Below are 18,501 nucleotides of genomic sequence, written 5' to 3' on the forward strand. Positions count from 1 at the left end.
ACCCGGGGGCATCGGTCACATGTTCTGCGTCATTCCCGCGTGCGACCTCCGTCCCATCCCGCACCGCCCGCCGGGCCCCAACCCTTAGACTCCCTCGCGTGACACGTCGCGGGCCGATTGGCAAGATGGCCCGGGCGGTCGGCAAGTGCGGTAACAGGAGGGAAGCGTCTCGTGAGCAGCAGGCCATCCCGAGGCGCTGCTCGCCTCGCAGCCATACTGGACGCGCTGCCGGACGCGTTGGTCCTGGTCAACGCCAACGGCACCGTCGTCAACGCCAACACCATCGCGCTGGAGGCCTTCGAGACGCCGGGCACGGCACTGGTCGGGCGCGGGCTGCTGGATCTGCTGCCGCAGTTCGACTCGCGGCTCATCCCCGGTTCGATGCGGCGCCCCGACCACATCGACCCCCGCGCGCGCACCAAGCCGACGCGCATGGTCGCCCGGCGCACCGACGGCAGTGAGTTCCCCGTCGAGGTCACCAGCGCCAACCTGGAGACCGGCCAGCAGGCCTACGACAACTACGGCTACACCGGCGACGAACTGCTGATGCTCGTCGTCCGAGACCTCTCCGGCACCGTCGACACCGAGGCCGAACTGGCCCGTTCGCAGCGGCAGACCGAGATGATCCTGCGGGCCGCCGCCGAAGGGGTCGTCGGCACCGACACCGACGGGCGGATCGTCCTCGTCAACCCGGCCGCCGCCCAGATACTGGGCTACCGCGCCAGCGACCTCGGCGGCCGCGAGCTGCACACCCTCGTCCTGCACTCGCGGGCCGACGGCTCCCCCTTCCCGTACGACGAGTCCCCGCTCGCCGACACGCTGCGCTCCGGACGCAAGCACCGGGTGCGCGGGCAGGTGCTGTTCTCCAAGAGCGGCGACCAGGTGCCGGTCGACCTGACGACCGCCCCCGTGCGCGACGGCGACCAGCTCGTCGGCGCTGTCATGACCTTCACCGACCGGCGCCCCTACGACGCGCTGGTCAAGGAGCACGAGGACGCGGAGCGGCGGCACGCCGAGGAACTGGAGCGGCTCGCCGAGGAGCACGCCGCCGAGCTGACCGCCCTGCGCCAGGAACACGTGAGTGAGCTGGAGGAGCTGCGGGAGAAGCACGCGGAGGAGGTCGCCGCGGACGCGGACCGCTACGCCGCGCTCGGCGAACGGGAGAAGGACCGCTACGAGGCGCTCGCCGCCCGGCACGAGCAGCTGCTCACCCTCCTCGGGGGCTCCCTGCGCGGGCCCCTGGACGAACTTCGCCAGGAGCTGGCCGCACTGGCCGCGGACGACGCCGGACAGCTGTGGCCCGAGGCCAACCAGGTGCTGCACCACCTCTCGGCCGGTTACTCGCGCATCACCACGCTCATCGACAACGTCCTCGGCTACCAGCGCCTCGACGTCGGCTCCGAGGGCGTCGCCCGTACGAAGGTGATGCTCGACGCGGTCGTCGCCTCCGGTGTCGACGGTGCCGTCGAGCTGATCGGGCCGGGACGGGTGCAGTTCGCGGTCCACGCGCCGCCCATCGAGGCCGAGGTCGACCACCGGCTGCTCGCGATCGCCCTCGCGCACCTCGTCGCGGACGTCGCGGGCGTCGACGCCACCGGCAACTCGCCCGTGTCGGCGACCGGCGGCTACCTGGACAACACGGTCGTGGTCGCGGCGGCGCAGCGCGGCGAGGTCGTACGCATCGAGGTGCGCGGGCCGTACTCCGGGGGGGACCCGGTGCACGAGCCGATCGTGCGCGGGATCGTGCGGGCGCACGGTGGCGTGCTCCAGACGCACGAGGTGCCGGGGATGAGCGGCAGCGCGTTCGTGCTGGAGGTCCCGATCGGGGGCGGGGCGGGAGCCGTCGCGGACCGGGTTCCGGCACCGGAGTCTGCTCAGGCACCGGCTCCGGTGCCGGGCGGCGCCGAGGATGCGGGTGCCGCGGGCGAGGCCGGTGCGGATCCGGCCGGTTCCGGTGCCGGGCGGCGGCGTGCCCGGCGGGCGTCCGTCGACGCGTTCTTGGAGAGCGGGGTCGCGGGGGCGGCGGGCGAGGGTGCCGACGGGTCCCGTGCCGCCGAGGCCGGTCCCGAGGAGGCGGGTGCCGCGCCGACGGGACGGCGCAGGCGACGCGCGGCCCAGGCCCAGCCCCAGGCTGAAGAGCAGGTGGCGCAGGCGCCCGGACCGCTTCCGGTTCCCGCGCAGGCCGCCCCGGGCGAGGGGTCCGGCGGTACCGGGCGTCGGCGCGGCCGCCCGGCGGAGGACGTGGGTGCCGCAGTCGAGGCCACGCACCCGATGGCGCTGTCCGCCGGGGTGTCCGAGGGCGCCGTCGTCATGGCCGGGGAGCACGGCGGAGGGGCCGCGGCCTCCAACACCGGGCTGGGCGGGACCGTACCGCCGCAGGGCGTTCCCGCGCCGACCGGTCGGCGTGCCCGGCGGGACGGTGCCGCGCAGCAGGCACTGCCGCCGGCCCTGCCCGCCCAGGCCGGTGAGGCGGACCCGGCCGACGCGGACCGGCCCACCGGGCGCAGGCGACGCGCACTGGCCTCCGCGAACGAGCGCGCCGCCGCGCAGGAAGCCGCGCCGCGTCAGGTGTTCGCCCTGCCGCCCGCCGACGCGGACCGGCCGTCCGACGCCGTGGCGGAGCCCCGAGGGGCGGAAGGACAGGGCGCGGCCGGGCCGGTGGGGGCCGCCGGTGGGACGGCGGCAGCGGCCTCGGCGTCCACGGCACCCGATGCGCACGGCCAGGGGCAGGGACCGGAGCACGGGCGGGGGCACGGTCCGCTGCCCGGTCCGGCCGTTCCCGGTGACGCCCTCGTCGACGACGGCCGGCACGACGCCGTACCGCACGACCAGGCCGACGACCACACCCCGCCGCAGCCGCACCCGGCCGAGGCACCCACCGGACGGCGGCGCCGGGCCGGGACCGCACAGCAGGCGGAGGCAGCCCCACCCGGGCCGGCGCAGGATGGTCCGGTCCCGTCCGCACCCGTGCAGGGAGCACCCGTTCCGCCGCAGAGCACCCCCGGTCAGCCCGCGTCCGTCCCGGCCGCACCGGGGGCTGAGCCCGCACCGGCCGCTGCCGCCCACCCCGCAGAACCCCGCCCCGCCGACACGACCGCGGACGCCCAGCCCGCCACCGGTCAGCCCGCCGCCGGTCAGCCCGCCACCGGTCAGCCCGCCGCCGGACAGCCCGCGCCACAGCCCTGGCCGGCGGCCGCCACGGACCTGCCGGGCGCCGGTACTCACGCGACCGCGCCTGGTGCGGCCACTCCCGAGGCACCGGTCGCCGCACCGGGCACGGAGACGCCCGCACCACCCGACGGCGCCACCGGCCCCGCGGCGGCACCCGCTCCGGGGGCCCCCGCCGCGCCCGCTGCCCCGGCACCCCCGCGGGCCGTTCCCGCGACCACGCCGAGCCGGGGCACGCCGCTGCCGCCCGAGAACGCCCCCGCCCCGCGTGCGGCGCAGCCGCTGCCCGCCGAGGCGTCCGCGCCCGTCGACCCGAACTCGACCCAGGGGCGGGCGATCAGCGTGCGGACGCTGGGCCAGGGCGTGCCGTTCAACCGGCAGGCGGCCCAGGTGCAGCAGCCGACGGCCACCCCCGTCCCGCAGCAGCCGGGCGGTTCGGGCCGGCGCCGCAAGCTGGGTACGCCACCCGACCCGGCCACCGCGCGTGCGGACCAGCCGGCCGCCCCCGCGCAGCCGCCGAGCCGCCCCCAGCCGCCCCAGGGCGCGGGCCGGCCCCAGACCGCAGGCCAGACCCAGGGCGCGGGCCAACCCCAGCCGCAGCCCCACCCCCAGGAGCAGCCGCCCCTGACCGGTGGTCAGCCGCGGCGCGTGCCGGGGACTGAGGGCGTCGGACGGTCGTACGCCATAGGCGCGCCGGACCGCAACGCCGCCGAGGGCCCCGAGCCGCTGGACGGTCCCGGCGGTGCCGTGGAGGTCGCCGACCCGCCGCGTCCGCAGCCGATGGACGACGAGTTGCCGCCGGAGCCGCTGGACAACCCGCGGCGGCTGCTGGTGTGGCCCGCTCCGGACGTGTCCACGCAGCAGGCGCTGAGCGACCGTGGTTACCGGCCGGTGATCGTCAACTCGCGCGAGGAGGTCGACGCGCAGATCGCGGCGTTCCCCGCCGCGCTGTTCGTGGACCCGCTGACCGGCCCGATCACCCGTACCGCGCTCCAGTCACTGCGCCAGGCGGCGGTGGCCGCCGAGGTGCCGGTCCTGGTCACGGCCGGACTCGGGCAGGCCTCGCGGGACGCCGCCTACGGCGCCGATCCGGCCGTACTGCTGAAGGCGCTCGCGCCGCGCGACAGCGAGCAGCACCCGCCGCGTGTCCTGCTGATCGAGGAGCACGCGGAGATCGCGCTGGCGCTGACCTCGACGCTGGAACGGCGCGGGATGCAGGTGGCACGGGCGGCGAGTGACGCCGACGCGGTGACGCTTGCCGGGCAGTTCCGGCCCAACCTGGTCGTGATGGACCTGATGCAGATCGAGCGGCGCCAGGAGGGGCACGCGGGGATCATCGACTGGCTGCGCGCGAACGGACAGCTCAACCGCACCCCGCTCGTCGTCTACACCGCCGCCGTCGACCAGGCCGACCTGCCGCGGCTGGCCTCGGGCGAGACGGTGCTGTTCCTGGCGGAGCGTTCCACCAGCGGTGAGGTGCAGTCCCGGATCGTCGAGCTGCTCTCCCGGATCGGGACCAACTGACGCGCGTACGCCGGGCGGCTCGATGCCGCCCGGCGTACGCGCGCTCCGGACCCGGTCAGAGCCGGGTCACGTCCAGCCCTCCGTCGGCGTACTGCCTGCGCAGCACCTTCTTGTCGAACTTGCCGACGCTCGTCTTCGGCACCGCCTCGATCACCGTCCAGCGCTCCGGGAGCTGCCACTTGGCGATCTTCCCGTCCTCGGCGAGGAAGGTTCGCAGTTCCTCGAAGCCGACGCTCGCGCCCTCCCTGAGGACGACGGTGGCCAGCGGGCGCTCGCCCCACTTGTCGTCGGGGACGGCGACGACCGCGGCCTCGGCGACGTCCGGGTGGGACATCAGCGCGTTCTCCAGCTCCACGGAGGAGATCCACTCGCCGCCGGACTTGATGACGTCCTTGGCGCGGTCGGTGAGGGTGAGGAAGCCGTCGGGGGAGATGGTGCCGACGTCGCCCGTCTTCAGCCAGCCGTCCTCGCTGAACTTGTCCTCGGGGCGCAGCGGCTCGGCGCCCGGCCCGTTGTAGTACGCGCCGGCGATCCAGTTGCCGCGCACCTCCAGCTCACCGGCGGACTCGCCGTCCCAGGGCAGGCGCTCGCCGCCGGGACCGGTGAGGCGGGCCTCGACGCCGGCCGGGAAGCGGCCCTGGGTGAGGCGGTAGGCGAACTCCTGGTCGGTGCCGATCGCGTGGGCCGGCGGCCGGGCGACCGTGCCGAGCGGGGAGGTCTCCGTCATGCCCCAGGCGTGGCAGACCCGCATGCCCAGCGCGTCGAACGCCTCCATCAGGGAGGGCGGGCAGGCGGAGCCGCCGATGGTGACCTGGGTGAGGGAGGAGACGTCCCTCGGCTTGGCGGTCAGCTCGGCGAGCAGGCCCTGCCAGATGGTGGGGACGGCGGCGGCGTGGGTCGGCTTCTCGCCCTCGATCATCTCGGCGAGCGGGGCGGGCTGGAGGAAGCGGTCCGGCATCAGCATGTTCACGCCGGTCATGAAGGTGGCGTGCGGCAGTCCCCAGGCGTTGACGTGGAACTGCGGGACCACGACCAGCGAGGTGTCCTCGTCGGTCAGGCCCATCGACTGGGCCATGTTGACCTGCATGGAGTGCAGGTAGATGGAGCGGTGGCTGTAGACCACGCCCTTGGGGTCGCCGGTGGTGCCGGAGGTGTAGCACATGGCGGCGGCGGCCCGCTCGTCCAGCTCGGGCCAGTCGTAGGCGGTCGGCTTCCCGGCGATCAGGTCCTCGTACTCGTGCACCTGGACTGAGGCGCCTTCCAGCAGGGCGCGGTCGCCGGGGCCGGTGACGACGACGTGCTCGACCGTCTTCAGGTGCGGGAGCAGCGGGGCGAGCAGGGGGAGCAGGGAGCCGTTGGCGATCACGACGCGGTCGGCCGCGTGGTTCACGATCCAGGCCAGCTGCTCGGGCGGGAGGCGGAGATTGAGGGTGTGGAGGACCGCGCCCATGGAGGGGATCGCGAAGTAGGCCTCGACGTGCTCGGCGTTGTTCCACATGAGGGTCGCCACGCGCTCGTCGTCGCCGACGGCGAGGTCCTCGCGCAGGGCGTGCGCCAGCTGGGCGGCGCGCTCGCCGATCTCGGCGAAGGAGCGGCGGTGCGGCTCGTCCTCACCGGTCCAGGTGGTCACCTGCGAGCTGCCGTGGATCGTCGACCCGTGGTTCAGGATCCTCGAAATCAGCAGCGGTACGTCCTGCATCGTGCTCAGCACGGTGTCCTCCCGGGGCGACTTTGCCTACGCGGCGGCAAGGGTTGCGCTGATTCTGCGCACATACCGCGCGGTATGTCACTACTCCGGGCTGATCGATCAGTGTGCGGGCGTCTCCGGGGCTTCCCGGCGGGAGCCCTCGACGGCGGCACGGGCGCCGGGCAGAGGAAGAGCGGAGACCGGGTCGGAACCGGACGAACCCCGGCTCAGGCCCGGACGAACCCCAGCTCGGGGTCCTCGCGCAGCTTACCGAGCGCCCGGGACACCGCCGACTTCACCGTGCCCACGGAGACGCCGAGCACGTCGGCCGTCTGGGCCTCGCTGAGATCCTCGTAATACCTGAGGACGACCATCGCGCGCTGCCGGGCGGGCAGCTTCATGATCGCCCGCCACATGGCGTCACGCAGTGCCTGGCGCTCGGCCGGGTCGTCGCTGGCCGGCATGGGCTCCGGCTCGGGCAGCTCGTCGCAGGCGAACTCGTCGACCTTGCGCTTGCGCCACTGCGACGTCCGGGTGTTCACCAGGGCCCGGCGCACATATCCGTCGAGGGCGCGGTGGTCCTCGATGCGCTCCCAGGCCACATAGGTCTTGGTGAGGGCGGTCTGCAGCAGGTCCTCCGCGTCGCTCGGGTTCGCCGTGAGCGACCGGGCCGTACGCAGCAGCACCGGCTGGCGGGCCTTCACGTACGACGAGAACGACGGGTACGGGAAGGTCTGCGTCCTTGCCGAGGCTCTGGCCGGAACCTTGGCCGGGGCCACGGCGGTGGCGGCGTTCGAAGCGCTGGTGCAGACGGGTGCGGTCATGGCTCAACGCTATGAGCGGCAGGGTGCCCGGCGGATCGCCCGCAGGTCCCGAAGCCGCGTCCGCCTCAGGTTGTAGGGGTGGTGCCGACTGCACCTCCTGTAGGTGGACGAGGGGAGGAGAGGCAGTGCGGGTTCACCCCTGGGGGAGCCCCTGCGAGCAGGATCTCCACAAGGTCCCGCGCACACGGAAACGCCTGGGCGGCGGTACCGGAACAACCGGTCCACCGCCGCCCAGACGCCTTGCGACCCCATGAAGCACACCCCGCACGGAGGGACCGGGCGCGGGAGCGCACCCGCGCCCCGGCCCCTCAGCTCACCACCACAGCGGGGAGAAGCTGACGGCCACGTTCTCGTTGCCCTGGTTGATCGCCGTGAACGCGGAGCCGTCGACCTGCGCGGTGTTGCTCTGGTTCGAGGCCCCCGAGCCGACGGCCTGCTGCTGCGTGGTCGACGAGTTGCCATTGTTGTCGTCGCCGACGCCGCTGCCGATGATGCCCGCGAAGGCCTCCGAAGCGGTCGCGTTCGATCCGTCGTCCGCGATGGCGCCGCTGTCCGCCGTCGCGATGCCGCCGAAGAGGGCGGCGGCGAGCGGCAGGGCGGCGACGGCGGCGACGACGCGGGCGGTACGGATGCTTGCCATGTTGTTCCTCCAGAACAAGTGCGCACCGGCTTGCGGCCGTGGGCGCGGTCAGTACGTGAAGCTGCCTGGACCTGCGTGAAGTTGCGTGAAGCGGTTCTGAACTCTGGCTCTTGCCGAGGCAGTTGGCCGTCCGCCCCGACGCTGTGCACGACGTCGCGTGATCAGAATTGCCCACCGAACCCCGGCGAACCACCCCGGAAGGCCTGATTCGCCCTCAAGCGTGATGACAAGTCGATAAACCCCTTTGCTTCCCTTCCGTCCCAGGTCGACACAGTGGGGACACCTGCACCCCAAGTACCGCAAGAGGTGAAGCGTTCCGGCACTTTTTCCGCCCGCCGCCCCACCCCGGCGTGTCACACCCACCCGCTCTTCCCTTTTTCGAACATGCATACGAACATGGAGTCATGGCCACCACCGACCGGCAGGCCACGACGCTGGCCCTCGCACACGCCCTGTCAGCCGCCGAACGCGGGCTGGCCGTCATCCCCCTGTCCCGGACGAAGCTCCCGGCCCTCCGCTCCCCCCACCGCGACGACCCGTCCCCGGCCCCCTGCCACGGCGAGTGCGGCCGCCCCGGCCACGGGGTCTACGACGCCTCCACCGACCCGGCCCGCATCCGCGAACTGTTCGCCGCCGCCCCCTGGGCCACCGGCTACGGCATCGCCTGCGGCCTGCCCCCGCACCACCTCATCGGTGTCGACCTGGACACGAAGTCGGAGACGGACTCCTCGGCCGCCCTGCGCGAACTGGCCTTGCGCCACCTGTTCACGATCCCGCCCACGGTCGTCGTCCTCACCCCGAGCGGAGGCCGCCACCTGTGGCTGAGCGGCCCGCCCGACGCCGTCGTCCCCAACTCGGCCGGCCGCCTCGCCCCCGGCATCGACATCCGGGGCGCCGGCGGCTACCTGGTCGGCCCCGGCTCCCGCACCCGGCACGGCGCGTACGCCGCGGCCCCCGGCACCGCCCACCTCGCCCCCGCGCCCTGCCCGCCCGCGCTCCTGCGCCTGCTCCTCCCGCCGCCCCGGCCGCGTCGGCACACTCCCGCCCACCCCGCGACCGACGCCCACGGCCGGGGACTCGTCCAGTTCGTCCTCGCCGCCCACGCGGGCCAGCGCAACACCCGCCTGTTCTGGGCGGCCTGCCGCGCCTACGAGAACGGCATCGGGGCCGCCTTGCTGGACCCCTTGGTCGAGGCGGCCCGCAGCACCGGCCTGACGGAACACGAAGCCCGCGCCACGATCGCCTCCGCGGCCCGCATGACGAGCCACCGCCCCTGACCGGTCACGGCGGTTTCCGGAGCACGGTTCAGTCCGTCCGAGTACGCGCCCCGGTGACCTTCGAGGCGGGCAGCCGGCCGGCCCGTGAAGTACCGGCCAGGCTGTCCCCGTCGACCGTCACGTCGAAGGCGAGGTTCAGCCGCAACGGCTTGGTGACGGCCTGCTTCCAGGTGAGCCGGTCGCCGTGGAGTACGACGTCACGCAGCGGTACTTCCTCCCCCGCCCCGTGGGCCGTCCCCACGAGGAGCCCGTCCTCGCGCCGCCGGAACTCGGCGACCGCCGCGATCCGGCCGATCGGGGTGGAGATGGACAGGTCCCAGGTGCCTTCGACGGACATGCTGTGCCTCTTCCTGACGGTGGGTGGTGGACCGCGACATCAGAACCCGACGGGCACGGGCCCCTCGGCCCTCCACACGGTGCCGCGGCGCTCGTGGGCGAACAGTTCCTCGACGGCCCGGGCGATCCGCGGGCCCACCTCGCGCTCCAGCAGGTACAGGCCCAGGTCGAGCCCCGAGGTGACACCGGCGCCGGTGACGAGGTCGCCGTCGTCGACGACACGGGCGTTCACCGCGTGGACGCCGGTGGCGTCGAGCATGTCGAGGCCCAGGTGGTGGGTGGTGGCGTAACGCCCCTCCAGCAGTCCGGCCATGGCGGGCACGAGCGACCCTCCGCACACGGCGGCGACGGTGACCTCGGGATTCTCCATCGCCACCGCCAGCAGCGCGGGCAACTCGGTGGCGAGGGTGCGGCCCAGCAGCACGGGGATCGTCTCGTCCCCCGCCCCCGTGTCCTCGCCCGGGACCTCGCCGGGCTCCCCGACACGACCCGACGCCCCGGGCAGCACGATCAGCCCCGCACGCCCGGGATCGAGCGCGGCCGTGGCCCGCAACGCCAGCCCGTTCGTACCGCTGACCACCTCCCGCGGCCCCTCGGCGGACACCAGCTCCACACTCACCGCACCGGGCGCGGCACTCCCGCCGGCAGACAACACCTCGAAGGGGGCGACGACATCGAGCGGGTCGAAACCGTCGAACAGAACGATCTGGGCATGCATGAGGGGCACCTCTCAAGTCCGAGAAACCCGGCCCGCACCACCTGCACCGGCCGCCCCTCGAACGTAACGACCGCCCCACCCGCCTCCCAGTGGCAAAAGCGACGCCTCTCAACGGGTTCGTGCCGCTAGCCCACACGACGTCGGCCCCCGACCGTCACGCCTGGTCAGGGGCCGTCAATCAGTGCGGTGGGTGTGGGATTTGAACCCACGGTGACATCGCTGCCACGACGGTTTTCAAGACCGTTCCCTTAGGCCGCTCGGGCAACCCACCCGCGCCCCGCGCCCACCAGGGACGGAGCAGGTACAGCGTACCGGCCCGGGGCGGCGCGCGGGGTTCGTGGTCCACACGGGGTCCGCCGGCTCGCTTCTGAGCCCGAGAACTGCCACGCCGACTGGGGATGGACGGTCAGGCGTCAGGGTCGACTTCGGGGTGGGTGAACCGCACGGGCTTGCCCAGCGACCGGGCGTAGGCGATTTCGGCACGGGTGCTGTCTCCGACGTAGTCGCCGACTACGAGCACCTCATCAGCGAGCCGGATCTTCGCCCGGTGCAGATCGCCGAGCCGCGCCTTCAGCGCCTCGGCCTCGCCAGGACCGGACCGGAGTTCGTGCGGCGACTTCATGTCAATGCCCGGTTTGACGACGATCCTTCCGGCTTCGGTCTCCCGCAGGTCGGCCTCGGCCATCTCGGTCATGAAGCGGGTGGAGCCGCAGATCACGACGATACGCGGGAGGCTCAACAGCTTCTTCGCGGCGGCGAGCTCCTCCTCGGGGGTGAGCGGTTGCGGGTACGGCACTGATGCCTCCTGGCGGTGTGCTCCGTCGCGGCCCCGACGACCAGGAGAACCTACGCGGTCACCGCACGCGCGAGGTATCGCGCGCCCGGCGAGCACCTGGCGCTACGCGTTCGACCAGCCCCGCTCGCAGAGCACGAGCCGGTAGCCGTCCGGGTCCTCGATCGTGACGCCCCACCGGTTCCAGTACGGGTTCGGAGACGGCACCCGCCTGCCGCCATGCTCCTCCAGGCGGGGGACCAGGTCATCGGGCACCGGACCGTCGACGTAGATCACCAGCAGGTCCTCCTCGGTGGGCCGGGGCTCGACGGGCCGGTCGGGCTCGCAGACCAGCTCCAGATGCCAGTCGGCGTCCGGCCAGCCCACCATCAGCAGGTCGTGCCCACCAGGCTCCGGCCCGCCCTCGCTCCGCCACACCACACCGAGCCCCAGCCCCCGCACCCAGAACCGCTCGGCCGCCCCCAAGTCCCGGGAAGGCCGGGCGATGCGGATGCGGCTGTGACCGTCGACGGGCATGGTGTCCTCTTCCTGAGCTGCCGAGTCCTGGGCTGACCATTCCTGCCCAGCAGCCTGGGAACCAGGCTCTCGCGCGACCACCGGCCGATCGCCCTGGGGGCACAGGCCCTAGTCCTGTGACCGGGAAGCACGGTGCCTCGCGGGGGTGGCTCAGTCGTCGCCGATCTTGGAGCCCAGGGTGAGTTCCGTGGTGCGTTCCTTGCCGCCGCGCTCGTAGGTGACCGTGACCTCGTCGCCGGGCTTGTGGGTCCAGATCTCGCCGATCAGGGTCGGGCCGCTGTCGATCACGCGGTCGCCGAGCTTGGTGATGACGTCGCCGGGCTTGAGGCCGGCGTCGTCCGCGGGACCGCCCGGCTCGACGGGCTCGGAGCCGTTCACGCCCTGCTCGGTGAGCTTCGCGCCGTTGGTCGTCTCCTCGAGGGAGACGGAGGCGCCGATCTTCGCGTACACCGGCTTGCCGGTCCTGATCAGCTGCTTGGCGACGAACTCGGCCTGGTTGACGGGGATGGCGAAGCCCAGGCCGATCGAACCGGCCTGGCCGGTGCCGAATCCGCCGTTGCTCGTGGACTGGATGGCGGAGTTGATGCCGATGACGTTGCCCTGCGCGTCGAGGAGGGGGCCGCCGGAGTTGCCCGGGTTGATCGACGCGTCGGTCTGGAGGGCGCTCATGTAGGACGCCTTGCTGCTGCCGCTGCCGTCGCTGGAGGCCACGGGGCGGTTCTTGGCGCTGATGATGCCGGTCGTCACCGTGTTGGACAGGCCGAAGGGGGCACCGATGGCGATCGTGGAGTCGCCGACCGCCACCTTGTCGGAGTTGCCGAGGGGGAGGGGCTTGAGGTCCGAGGGGGCGTTCTCGAGCTTGATGACCGCCACGTCGTAGCCCTGGGCGTGGCCGACCACCTGGGCCTCGTACTTCTTGCCGTTCGGGAAGGTCGCGCTGAGCTTGCCCCCGTCCACCGCCTCCGCCACCACGTGGTTGTTGGTGACGATGTGGCCCTGCTTGTCGAAGACGAACCCGGTGCCGGTGCCACCCTCGCCGTTGCTGCCCTCGGCCTGGATGGTGACCGTGCTGGGCAGCGCCTCGGCGGCCACGCCGGCGACCGTGCCCGCGTCGCGCTTGACGGAGCCGCCGGTGTCGGAGGCGGAGACCGTGGTGGAGCCGGACCCGTCGTTGTTCTTGGCCAGGGTGTAGCCGAGGCCGCCGCCCAGGCCGCCCGCCACCAGCGCGGCGACCAGGAGCCCGGCTACCAGACCGCCACGGCCCCGGCCCGCCCTCGGCGCGGGGGGCTGGTACGAGGCGCCCCAGCCGCCACCGCCGTAACCGCCGCCGCCGTAACCACCACTGCCGTGGCCCTCGCCGCCATGACCGTCACCGCCGCCTCCGCCGTAGGACGGGGTGCCCGGGGGCGGGGGCGGCGGCGGCCAGGAAGCGTCCGGAGCGCTGTGCGTCACGCCGGGTGCCTGGGACGCCGCCGGGTCGTGCGGAGCGGGAGCGGAGGACTGGTGAGGCGAGCCGGGTGCCTGGGCACCGGGCGCGGCGGCGGGCGCCTGGCCGTCCTGCGGCTGCGGTGCCGTCGGCGCGGGGGACGACGGCTGAGGGTCCGGCTGGGGGGAGGCTGCGGGAGAGTCCACCGGCACTGGAGGCGCGGACGGGGCCGGGGGTACCGCGGTGCCCTCGTTCTCGGTGCTCACAGCTTCTCTCCTCGTTCCACGGCTGTCTTCCGGTCCACGGGTCTTTCCCGGTCCACGGGCTGTCTCGTCACATCGGCCGGTCCCGGCACGCGCTCACGCGGGTGCCCCGCGGTCCGGCGCGGCGCGGATGTGCGATGTTTTCGTATGCCATCAGCTTTTCCCACGGGCCGTCAGAGCACCATAAGCGGTTGCTGTGGGTCCACGGACAGCCTTTACATGGGACATCCAAGACTAAACAGACGTACTGACAATGACCGCCGACGGCTCCGGTGGCACGTCTACCCGCGCGTGGTGGCACCATGACGCGGTGACCCACGCACGACAGCACCGGATCCAGGTCGTCGCCCACCGCGGCGCGTCCGAGGACGCTCCCGAGCACACCCTCGCCGCCTACCGGAAGGCGATCGAGGACGGGGCGGACGCCCTCGAGTGCGACGTGCGCCTGACCGCGGACGGACACCTAGTCTGCGTGCACGACTGGCGCGTCAACCGAACGTCCAACGGCCGCGGCGCGGTGTCGGCCCTGGAGCTCGCCGACCTGGCCGCCCTGGACTTCGGCGCCCGCAGGACCCGGGAGTTCTGGCGCACGCGCGACGAGCAGCCCGACTGGGAACACCGGCCCGAGGACCGGGAGGAGACCTCCGTACTGACCCTGGAGCGCCTGCTCCAGCTGGTGGCCGACGCGGGGCGACGGGTGGAGCTGGCCATCGAGACCAAGCACCCCACGCGCTGGGCGGGACAGGTGGAGGAGCGGCTGCTGCTGCTCCTGAAGCGGTTCGGCCTCGACGCCCCCGCCTCGGCCGCCGAGTCCCCGGTGCGCGTGATGAGCTTCTCGGCCCGCTCGCTGCACCGGGTGCGGGCCGCGTCGCCGACCCTGCCGACGGTCTACCTGATGCAGTTCGTCTCGCCCCGGCTGCGCGACGGCCGGCTGCCCGCCGGTGTCCGGATCGCGGGCCCCTCGATCCGGATCGTGCGCAACCACCCCGCCTACATCGAGCGCCTGAAGCGGGCCGGCCACCAGGTGCACGTGTGGACCGTGAACGAGACCGACGACGTCGATCTCTGTGCCGGCCTGGGAGTCGACGCCATCATCACCAACCGGCCGCGTGCGGTACTGGACCACCTCGGCCGCTGATGGGCCGCCGCTTCGCCGCCGCCTTCGTCGCCGCTGACTCGTCGCCGATTCGTCACTGATTCGTCCGGAAACCTTGACCCGGCGGGCTCTCTGGCCCATTCTCCGGTCTCGGCCACACCGACGAAATCCAGCCACACGATTACGGGGAGTGCTCCGGCGCGTTCGGTGCGTGTTCGACCGTGTCGAATGCGTCACTGGACGGAGACCGGCCGGTTTCCGGTTCAGGCCAGAAGGGCATCCACACCGTGGCGTGGGGCGAAGGAGGTCTCGGGGGTGGCGTTGGTGGTGGCACAGGAGGTGCCCACGTCGTCGAGCATGGCCGTTCCCCATGGCCCTGCGGGCGTGGGGAAGGCACGGCGCCGGATGCGCGAGCAGTTGCGCGGCGGCGGTGTGGCGGAATCGGTCATCGACGACGCCGTACTGGTCCTTTCGGAGCTTTTGAGCAACGCGTGCAAGCACGGCCGTCCACTGGGCGACGCCCTGGCGGGCGACGGCGACGTCCGCGCCGCGTGGCAGGTGGACGCGGCCGGACGGCTCCTCGTGGAGGTCACGGACGGCGGCGGCCCGACCCGCCCGGCGCCGGCGACCCCCTCGGTCACCGCGCACGGCGGCCGCGGGCTGAACATCATCACCGCGCTCGCGGACGACTGGGGCGTACGGGACGACGCCCGCGGTGAGGTCACGGTCTGGGTCGTCGTCCACGACGACGTGTACGACCCGGACGCCGGGCACCGGCGGGACGACTTCGCCACCCGCATCACGGCACCGGCGGTCTCGGAGATCCCCGGGCTGGACTTCGCGGACGCCTTCGACGACGTGGGCTGACCAGCGCCCGCGCGACGCACGGCGGACGGGGCACGGCGCACGGCGGACGACACACAGCGCACAGCGGACGGCGGACGGCGCACGGCGCACGGCGATGGTCGTCCCGGCGGCCCGCGCGCCCCGCTGCACACGGTCGGTCGGTCGGCCCGCGCGGCGGGTGGGCCGGCCGCCGGCGCGATTGCGGACGCGGCCGGTGGAAGACGCCCGGCGGCGGCCCGCCGTCCGCAAACGGCCCGCCGTCCACGGGCGACCCGTCGTCCACCGGGTCCAGCCGCCCATCAGGACCAGCCGCCACCCGGACCAGCCGCCCGCCGTCGGCCCGTTGTACACAAGCGGCCGGTTGTCCACAGGGTCCGTTCGACCGGAGTGGGAGCGGCTAGGCTCGCGGCCGTACGAGATTGAGCCGCAACCGGGAGACACCCACGATGGCCAAGAAGCGACCCCAGACGAAGGCCAAGCGGCCGCAGCTCACGGACGGTGAGATCCCGGTGGTCGGCGCCCGGGAGCCCTGCCCGTGCGGCAGCGGCCGCCGCTACAAGGCCTGCCACGGCCGTGCCGCCGCACACGCCACGACCGAGCTGGTGCAGCGCCCGTTCGAGGGGCTGCCCGGCGAGTGCGACTGGGTGGCCCTGCGCGAGCTGGTCCCGGCGGCCACGGCCGAGCTCACCCTGAAGGACGGCCTGCCCGAAGGCGTCCCGTCCGTCACGCTGGCCACGGTGCTGCCGATGGCCTGGCCCGCCCTGCGCCGTGACGACGGCTCCGTCCTGCTCGGCCTGCAGAACGACACGGCTTCCGGTGACATCAGCCGCGACCTCGCCGACACCCTCCAGCGGGCGCTGACCGCCCAGCCGGGCACCCCCGTGCAGGGTCGCCGCGCGCCGTCCGACGGGCCCCGGCTGCAGGACCTGCTCGCCCCCGAGGGCCCCTTCCAGCCCGAGGTGCACCCGGGCTTCGAGTTCTGGGTCCCGGACCCGGAGAACGCCACCCCTGAGGTGACCGCCTCCCTGGAGCGCGCCAACGCCGCGGCCATCCCGACCGTCCGGCTCGAGGGTGTGGACTGCGCCTACTGGTGCGAGACGCCGGACAAGAACCACCTGCGCTGGGTCATGCCGCACGAGGAGGAGCGGCTTCTGGACGCTCTCGCCCGGCTGCACGCGGCCGGCCGGTCCTCACTCGGCGAGGGCACCCGCCTCGTCGGCTCCTTCCGGGCGCACGGGCTCACCGTTCCGGTGTGGGACCTGCCGAGCGAGGTCACCGCGCAGGACATCGAGAAGCCGGCGGCCGAGTTCGCGGAGCGCCTCGCCGAGGCGCTGGCGGCGGACACCCCGCTAAGCCCGGACGAGCGCCGGGCACGCGGCGGCCTGACCAACCGGCAGGTCACCCTCAGCTGACCCCCACCGCCGCGGAGACCGTCCCGGCTGACCGACCGGTCAGCCGGGACTCCCGGCGCCTCACGCGTGACTCCAGTCACAACTCCCGGCCCGAACAGGCCAGTCGGTGACCGGAAAACACGAGATCGAATTTGCGAACCGCCGATCTCTTGTTACCGTTCGAGTAGCCCGGTTGCTGGTGCATCCCCCGTCGCCAGCAACCGGGTCTTTGCATGCGCCCGTCCGCCCACGCACCGCGATCGCCCGTCAACTCCCCGTCTTGGTCGTCGAGTTGCCCAGCCGGCCGTCGCCGCTCCTGACGCCCCCGTCGCTCCCGCCGCCCACGGCGCCACCGTTTCCGCTGCCCCCGTCGCCACGGTTGCTCCCGGTGCGCAGCAGCAGCGGCCCGTACCCGGCCCGCCCCGCGAACTCCGCGACCGCGGTGTACGCCTCCGGTCCGCCGCGCACGGGCTCCCTCGGCGTCTCGCAGGTGCCCGGCGCGTCCTCGGCGCCGACCTCGCAGCGCATCCGCACGCTGCGCCCGTCGGGCCCCAGAAGGCTCAGCACGGCTTCCAGCCGGTCACCGGTCGCGTTGCGGTAGTAGGCCCGGGCCCAGGTCTGCGTGCCGGTCCCGGTGCCCTGGGTAAGGACGCAGGTCTGGGCCTCGACGCCCTCCGGGGAGGTGAGTTCGGGTCCGCAGCGCACCGCGGTGGCCGGTCCTGCGGGCAGTGGGGAGCGGGCGGGCGCGACAGCCCCGGCCGAGCCCCGGTCGGCTCCTTCGCCGGCCTCGGGCGCCCTGCCGTCGCCGCCCCGCGAGAGGAGGGGGACGGTCGCCGGGGTCTCCCGCCGGTCGCCCGGCCCGTCATCCGACGGCCCCGCGGACGCCACCGCGAACGGCAGTACGACCGCACACACCACGACAGCGGCGAGTCCGTACAGCCGGACCCGCCGGCGGTCCGGCCCGCCCGGGCGCGGCCACGCGAGGCACGGCCCGGCCGCGCGGTGCTGCCCGGCGCCGCGGTACCGCCGAAAGGCGCGGTAGTGCCGGGCGACGCGGTGCTCCCCTGCATGAAGCGGCATGGGGCGGACGATAACGACGGCGGGCGGGCGTGCACTTCCGCGCGCGCCGGACACCCCTACAACTCGGGCGCGCTCACACCCGTACGAGTGAGGGCGTCGACCACCGCGTCCACCACGGCCTCCACGTCGGGCACCCAGGGTGAGGCGGAGCCGGGCAGCGGCGCCCGCTCCCAGCGGACGGCGCCCGGGCCGGTCTCGGACGGCGGCAGCGCGAGGTAGCCGCCCTCGCCGTGGAACCGCAGGGAACCGGGCACGAAGTCCTTGGCGTACAGCAGTTCGCCCAGCTGCTCCATGGAGTACGGCCGCACCAGCAGCGACCAGCGGGTGGGCGAGGCGACGACCGGGCCGAGCCGCATGCCGGCGCTGTCGAGCGCGGCCAGCGCGCGGGCGGCCGGCAGAGCGGGCAGGGAGACGGCGCAGGGGGCGCCGCCCCCGGTGGCCAGGACGATCGGCGCGGTGGGCCGGTTGCCCCACCACCAGCGCACCATGCGCGCGTCGGTGGTGGCCGCGAGGAGCCCGGGGTCGAAGGGATGCGCGCCGGGCACCGTGCACTCGGGGTCGGGACAGCCGCAGCGCGAGCGCGCCCGCGGGTCCGCCGCCACTCCCGGGAGTACGGGCCACTGCCATTGTGTCGCGTAGGTCAGGGCCGCACCGATGAGCTCAGGCCGCCCGTCGTCGTGCTGGGACAAGAGCCTGCGTCGCCTTCCGAGGATCTCGCGCATGAGCGCTCGTTCCTTTCCGTTGCACGCCTGGCAACACCGTGGTCACATCACCATGTGTCGATCTCTTCGCTGTGCGTAGCTGGTGGCGCATCACACCCCGCCGAGGGCCATCTTCCGCCGCCGAACGTCTCCGCCGAGGGCGAGGAGAAGCCCTGTGGGCCGAGCACTGACTGCGTCCGGGACGGTTCGTCCGC

The 18,501-nt window shown here is 73.7% G+C and carries 15 protein-coding genes and 1 tRNA gene; 5 read left to right on the forward strand and 11 right to left on the reverse strand.

Annotation, left to right across the window (positions count from 1 at the left end; genetic code table 11):
* Positions 1–171: 171 nt before the first annotated feature.
* Entirely contained in the window at positions 172–4,692 is a 4,521-nt protein-coding gene (locus ACFW47_RS09305; RefSeq protein ID WP_386305351.1) for a PAS domain-containing protein, read from the forward strand.
* A gap of 55 nt (positions 4,693–4,747) precedes the next feature.
* Here ACFW47_RS09305 and ACFW47_RS09310 read toward each other — a convergent pair whose 3' ends face one another.
* From ACFW47_RS09310 to ACFW47_RS09320, 3 genes are all read right to left on the reverse strand, one after another.
* Positions 4,748–6,403: a long-chain fatty acid--CoA ligase gene (locus tag ACFW47_RS09310; RefSeq protein WP_386305353.1), complete on the reverse strand. Its 1,656-nt coding sequence runs from the start codon at positions 6,401–6,403 to the stop codon at positions 4,748–4,750.
* Positions 6,404–6,606: 203 nt separating this feature from the next.
* Positions 6,607–7,203 (reverse strand): SigE family RNA polymerase sigma factor, encoded by a 597-nt coding sequence (locus tag ACFW47_RS09315; protein ID WP_386305355.1) that lies wholly within the window; start codon positions 7,201–7,203, stop codon positions 6,607–6,609.
* 313 nt (positions 7,204–7,516) lie between these two features.
* Positions 7,517–7,843 carry a hypothetical protein gene (locus ACFW47_RS09320; RefSeq protein ID WP_386287770.1) on the reverse strand — a complete coding sequence of 109 codons (327 nt, stop codon included), beginning with the start codon at positions 7,841–7,843 and terminating at the stop codon, positions 7,517–7,519.
* Between the two features lie 404 nt (positions 7,844–8,247).
* Between ACFW47_RS09320 and ACFW47_RS09325 the strand changes: the two genes are divergently transcribed.
* Positions 8,248–9,120 carry a bifunctional DNA primase/polymerase gene (locus tag ACFW47_RS09325; protein ID WP_386305357.1) on the forward strand — a complete coding sequence of 291 codons (873 nt, stop codon included), beginning with the start codon at positions 8,248–8,250 and terminating at the stop codon, positions 9,118–9,120.
* A gap of 28 nt (positions 9,121–9,148) precedes the next feature.
* Here ACFW47_RS09325 and ACFW47_RS09330 read toward each other — a convergent pair whose 3' ends face one another.
* The 6 genes from ACFW47_RS09330 to ACFW47_RS09355 form a co-directional block, all read right to left on the reverse strand.
* On the reverse strand, positions 9,149–9,457 hold the full coding sequence (locus ACFW47_RS09330) for a hypothetical protein (RefSeq protein ID WP_386305359.1): 309 nt from the start codon (positions 9,455–9,457) through the stop codon (positions 9,149–9,151).
* Positions 9,458–9,496: 39 nt separating this feature from the next.
* Entirely contained in the window at positions 9,497–10,174 is a 678-nt protein-coding gene (locus ACFW47_RS09335; RefSeq protein ID WP_386305361.1) for a DJ-1/PfpI family protein, read from the reverse strand.
* 184 nt (positions 10,175–10,358) lie between these two features.
* Positions 10,359–10,445, reverse strand: a tRNA-Ser gene (locus ACFW47_RS09340).
* A gap of 135 nt (positions 10,446–10,580) precedes the next feature.
* Positions 10,581–10,970, reverse strand: coding sequence for a hypothetical protein (locus ACFW47_RS09345; protein ID WP_386305363.1), 390 nt, complete (start codon positions 10,968–10,970; stop codon positions 10,581–10,583).
* Positions 10,971–11,072: 102 nt separating this feature from the next.
* Entirely contained in the window at positions 11,073–11,483 is a 411-nt protein-coding gene (locus tag ACFW47_RS09350; RefSeq protein ID WP_386305365.1) for a VOC family protein, read from the reverse strand.
* A 150-nt stretch (positions 11,484–11,633) separates the two neighbouring features.
* Positions 11,634–13,175, reverse strand: a complete 1,542-nt coding sequence (locus ACFW47_RS09355; protein WP_386305367.1) for a S1C family serine protease — start codon at positions 13,173–13,175, stop codon at positions 11,634–11,636.
* Between the two features lie 307 nt (positions 13,176–13,482).
* Between ACFW47_RS09355 and ACFW47_RS09360 the strand changes: the two genes are divergently transcribed.
* The 3 genes from ACFW47_RS09360 to ACFW47_RS09370 all read left to right on the forward strand — a co-directional run bounded on the left by ACFW47_RS09360 (position 13,483) and on the right by ACFW47_RS09370 (position 16,526).
* Positions 13,483–14,310: a glycerophosphodiester phosphodiesterase gene (locus tag ACFW47_RS09360; RefSeq protein WP_386305369.1), complete on the forward strand. Its 828-nt coding sequence runs from the start codon at positions 13,483–13,485 to the stop codon at positions 14,308–14,310.
* A gap of 273 nt (positions 14,311–14,583) precedes the next feature.
* Positions 14,584–15,135, forward strand: coding sequence for an ATP-binding protein (locus tag ACFW47_RS09365; protein ID WP_383284860.1), 552 nt, complete (start codon positions 14,584–14,586; stop codon positions 15,133–15,135).
* A gap of 425 nt (positions 15,136–15,560) precedes the next feature.
* Positions 15,561–16,526, forward strand: a complete 966-nt coding sequence (locus tag ACFW47_RS09370; protein ID WP_386305371.1) for a DUF5926 family protein — start codon at positions 15,561–15,563, stop codon at positions 16,524–16,526.
* Between the two features lie 246 nt (positions 16,527–16,772).
* Here the strand turns inward: ACFW47_RS09370 and ACFW47_RS09375 are convergent, their stop codons facing one another.
* Both ACFW47_RS09375 and ACFW47_RS09380 read right to left on the reverse strand, forming a co-directional pair.
* Complete coding sequence (locus tag ACFW47_RS09375) at positions 16,773–17,585, reverse strand: hypothetical protein (protein ID WP_386305373.1); 813 nt, start codon at positions 17,583–17,585, stop codon at positions 16,773–16,775.
* 56 nt (positions 17,586–17,641) lie between these two features.
* Positions 17,642–18,307 carry a bifunctional DNA primase/polymerase gene (locus ACFW47_RS09380; RefSeq protein WP_386280271.1) on the reverse strand — a complete coding sequence of 222 codons (666 nt, stop codon included), beginning with the start codon at positions 18,305–18,307 and terminating at the stop codon, positions 17,642–17,644.
* Between the last annotated feature and the right edge of the window lie 194 nt (positions 18,308–18,501).

The sequence above is a fragment of the Streptomyces sp. NPDC058796 genome, from assembly GCF_042745235.1.
Taxonomy (GTDB): domain Bacteria; phylum Actinomycetota; class Actinomycetes; order Streptomycetales; family Streptomycetaceae; genus Streptomyces.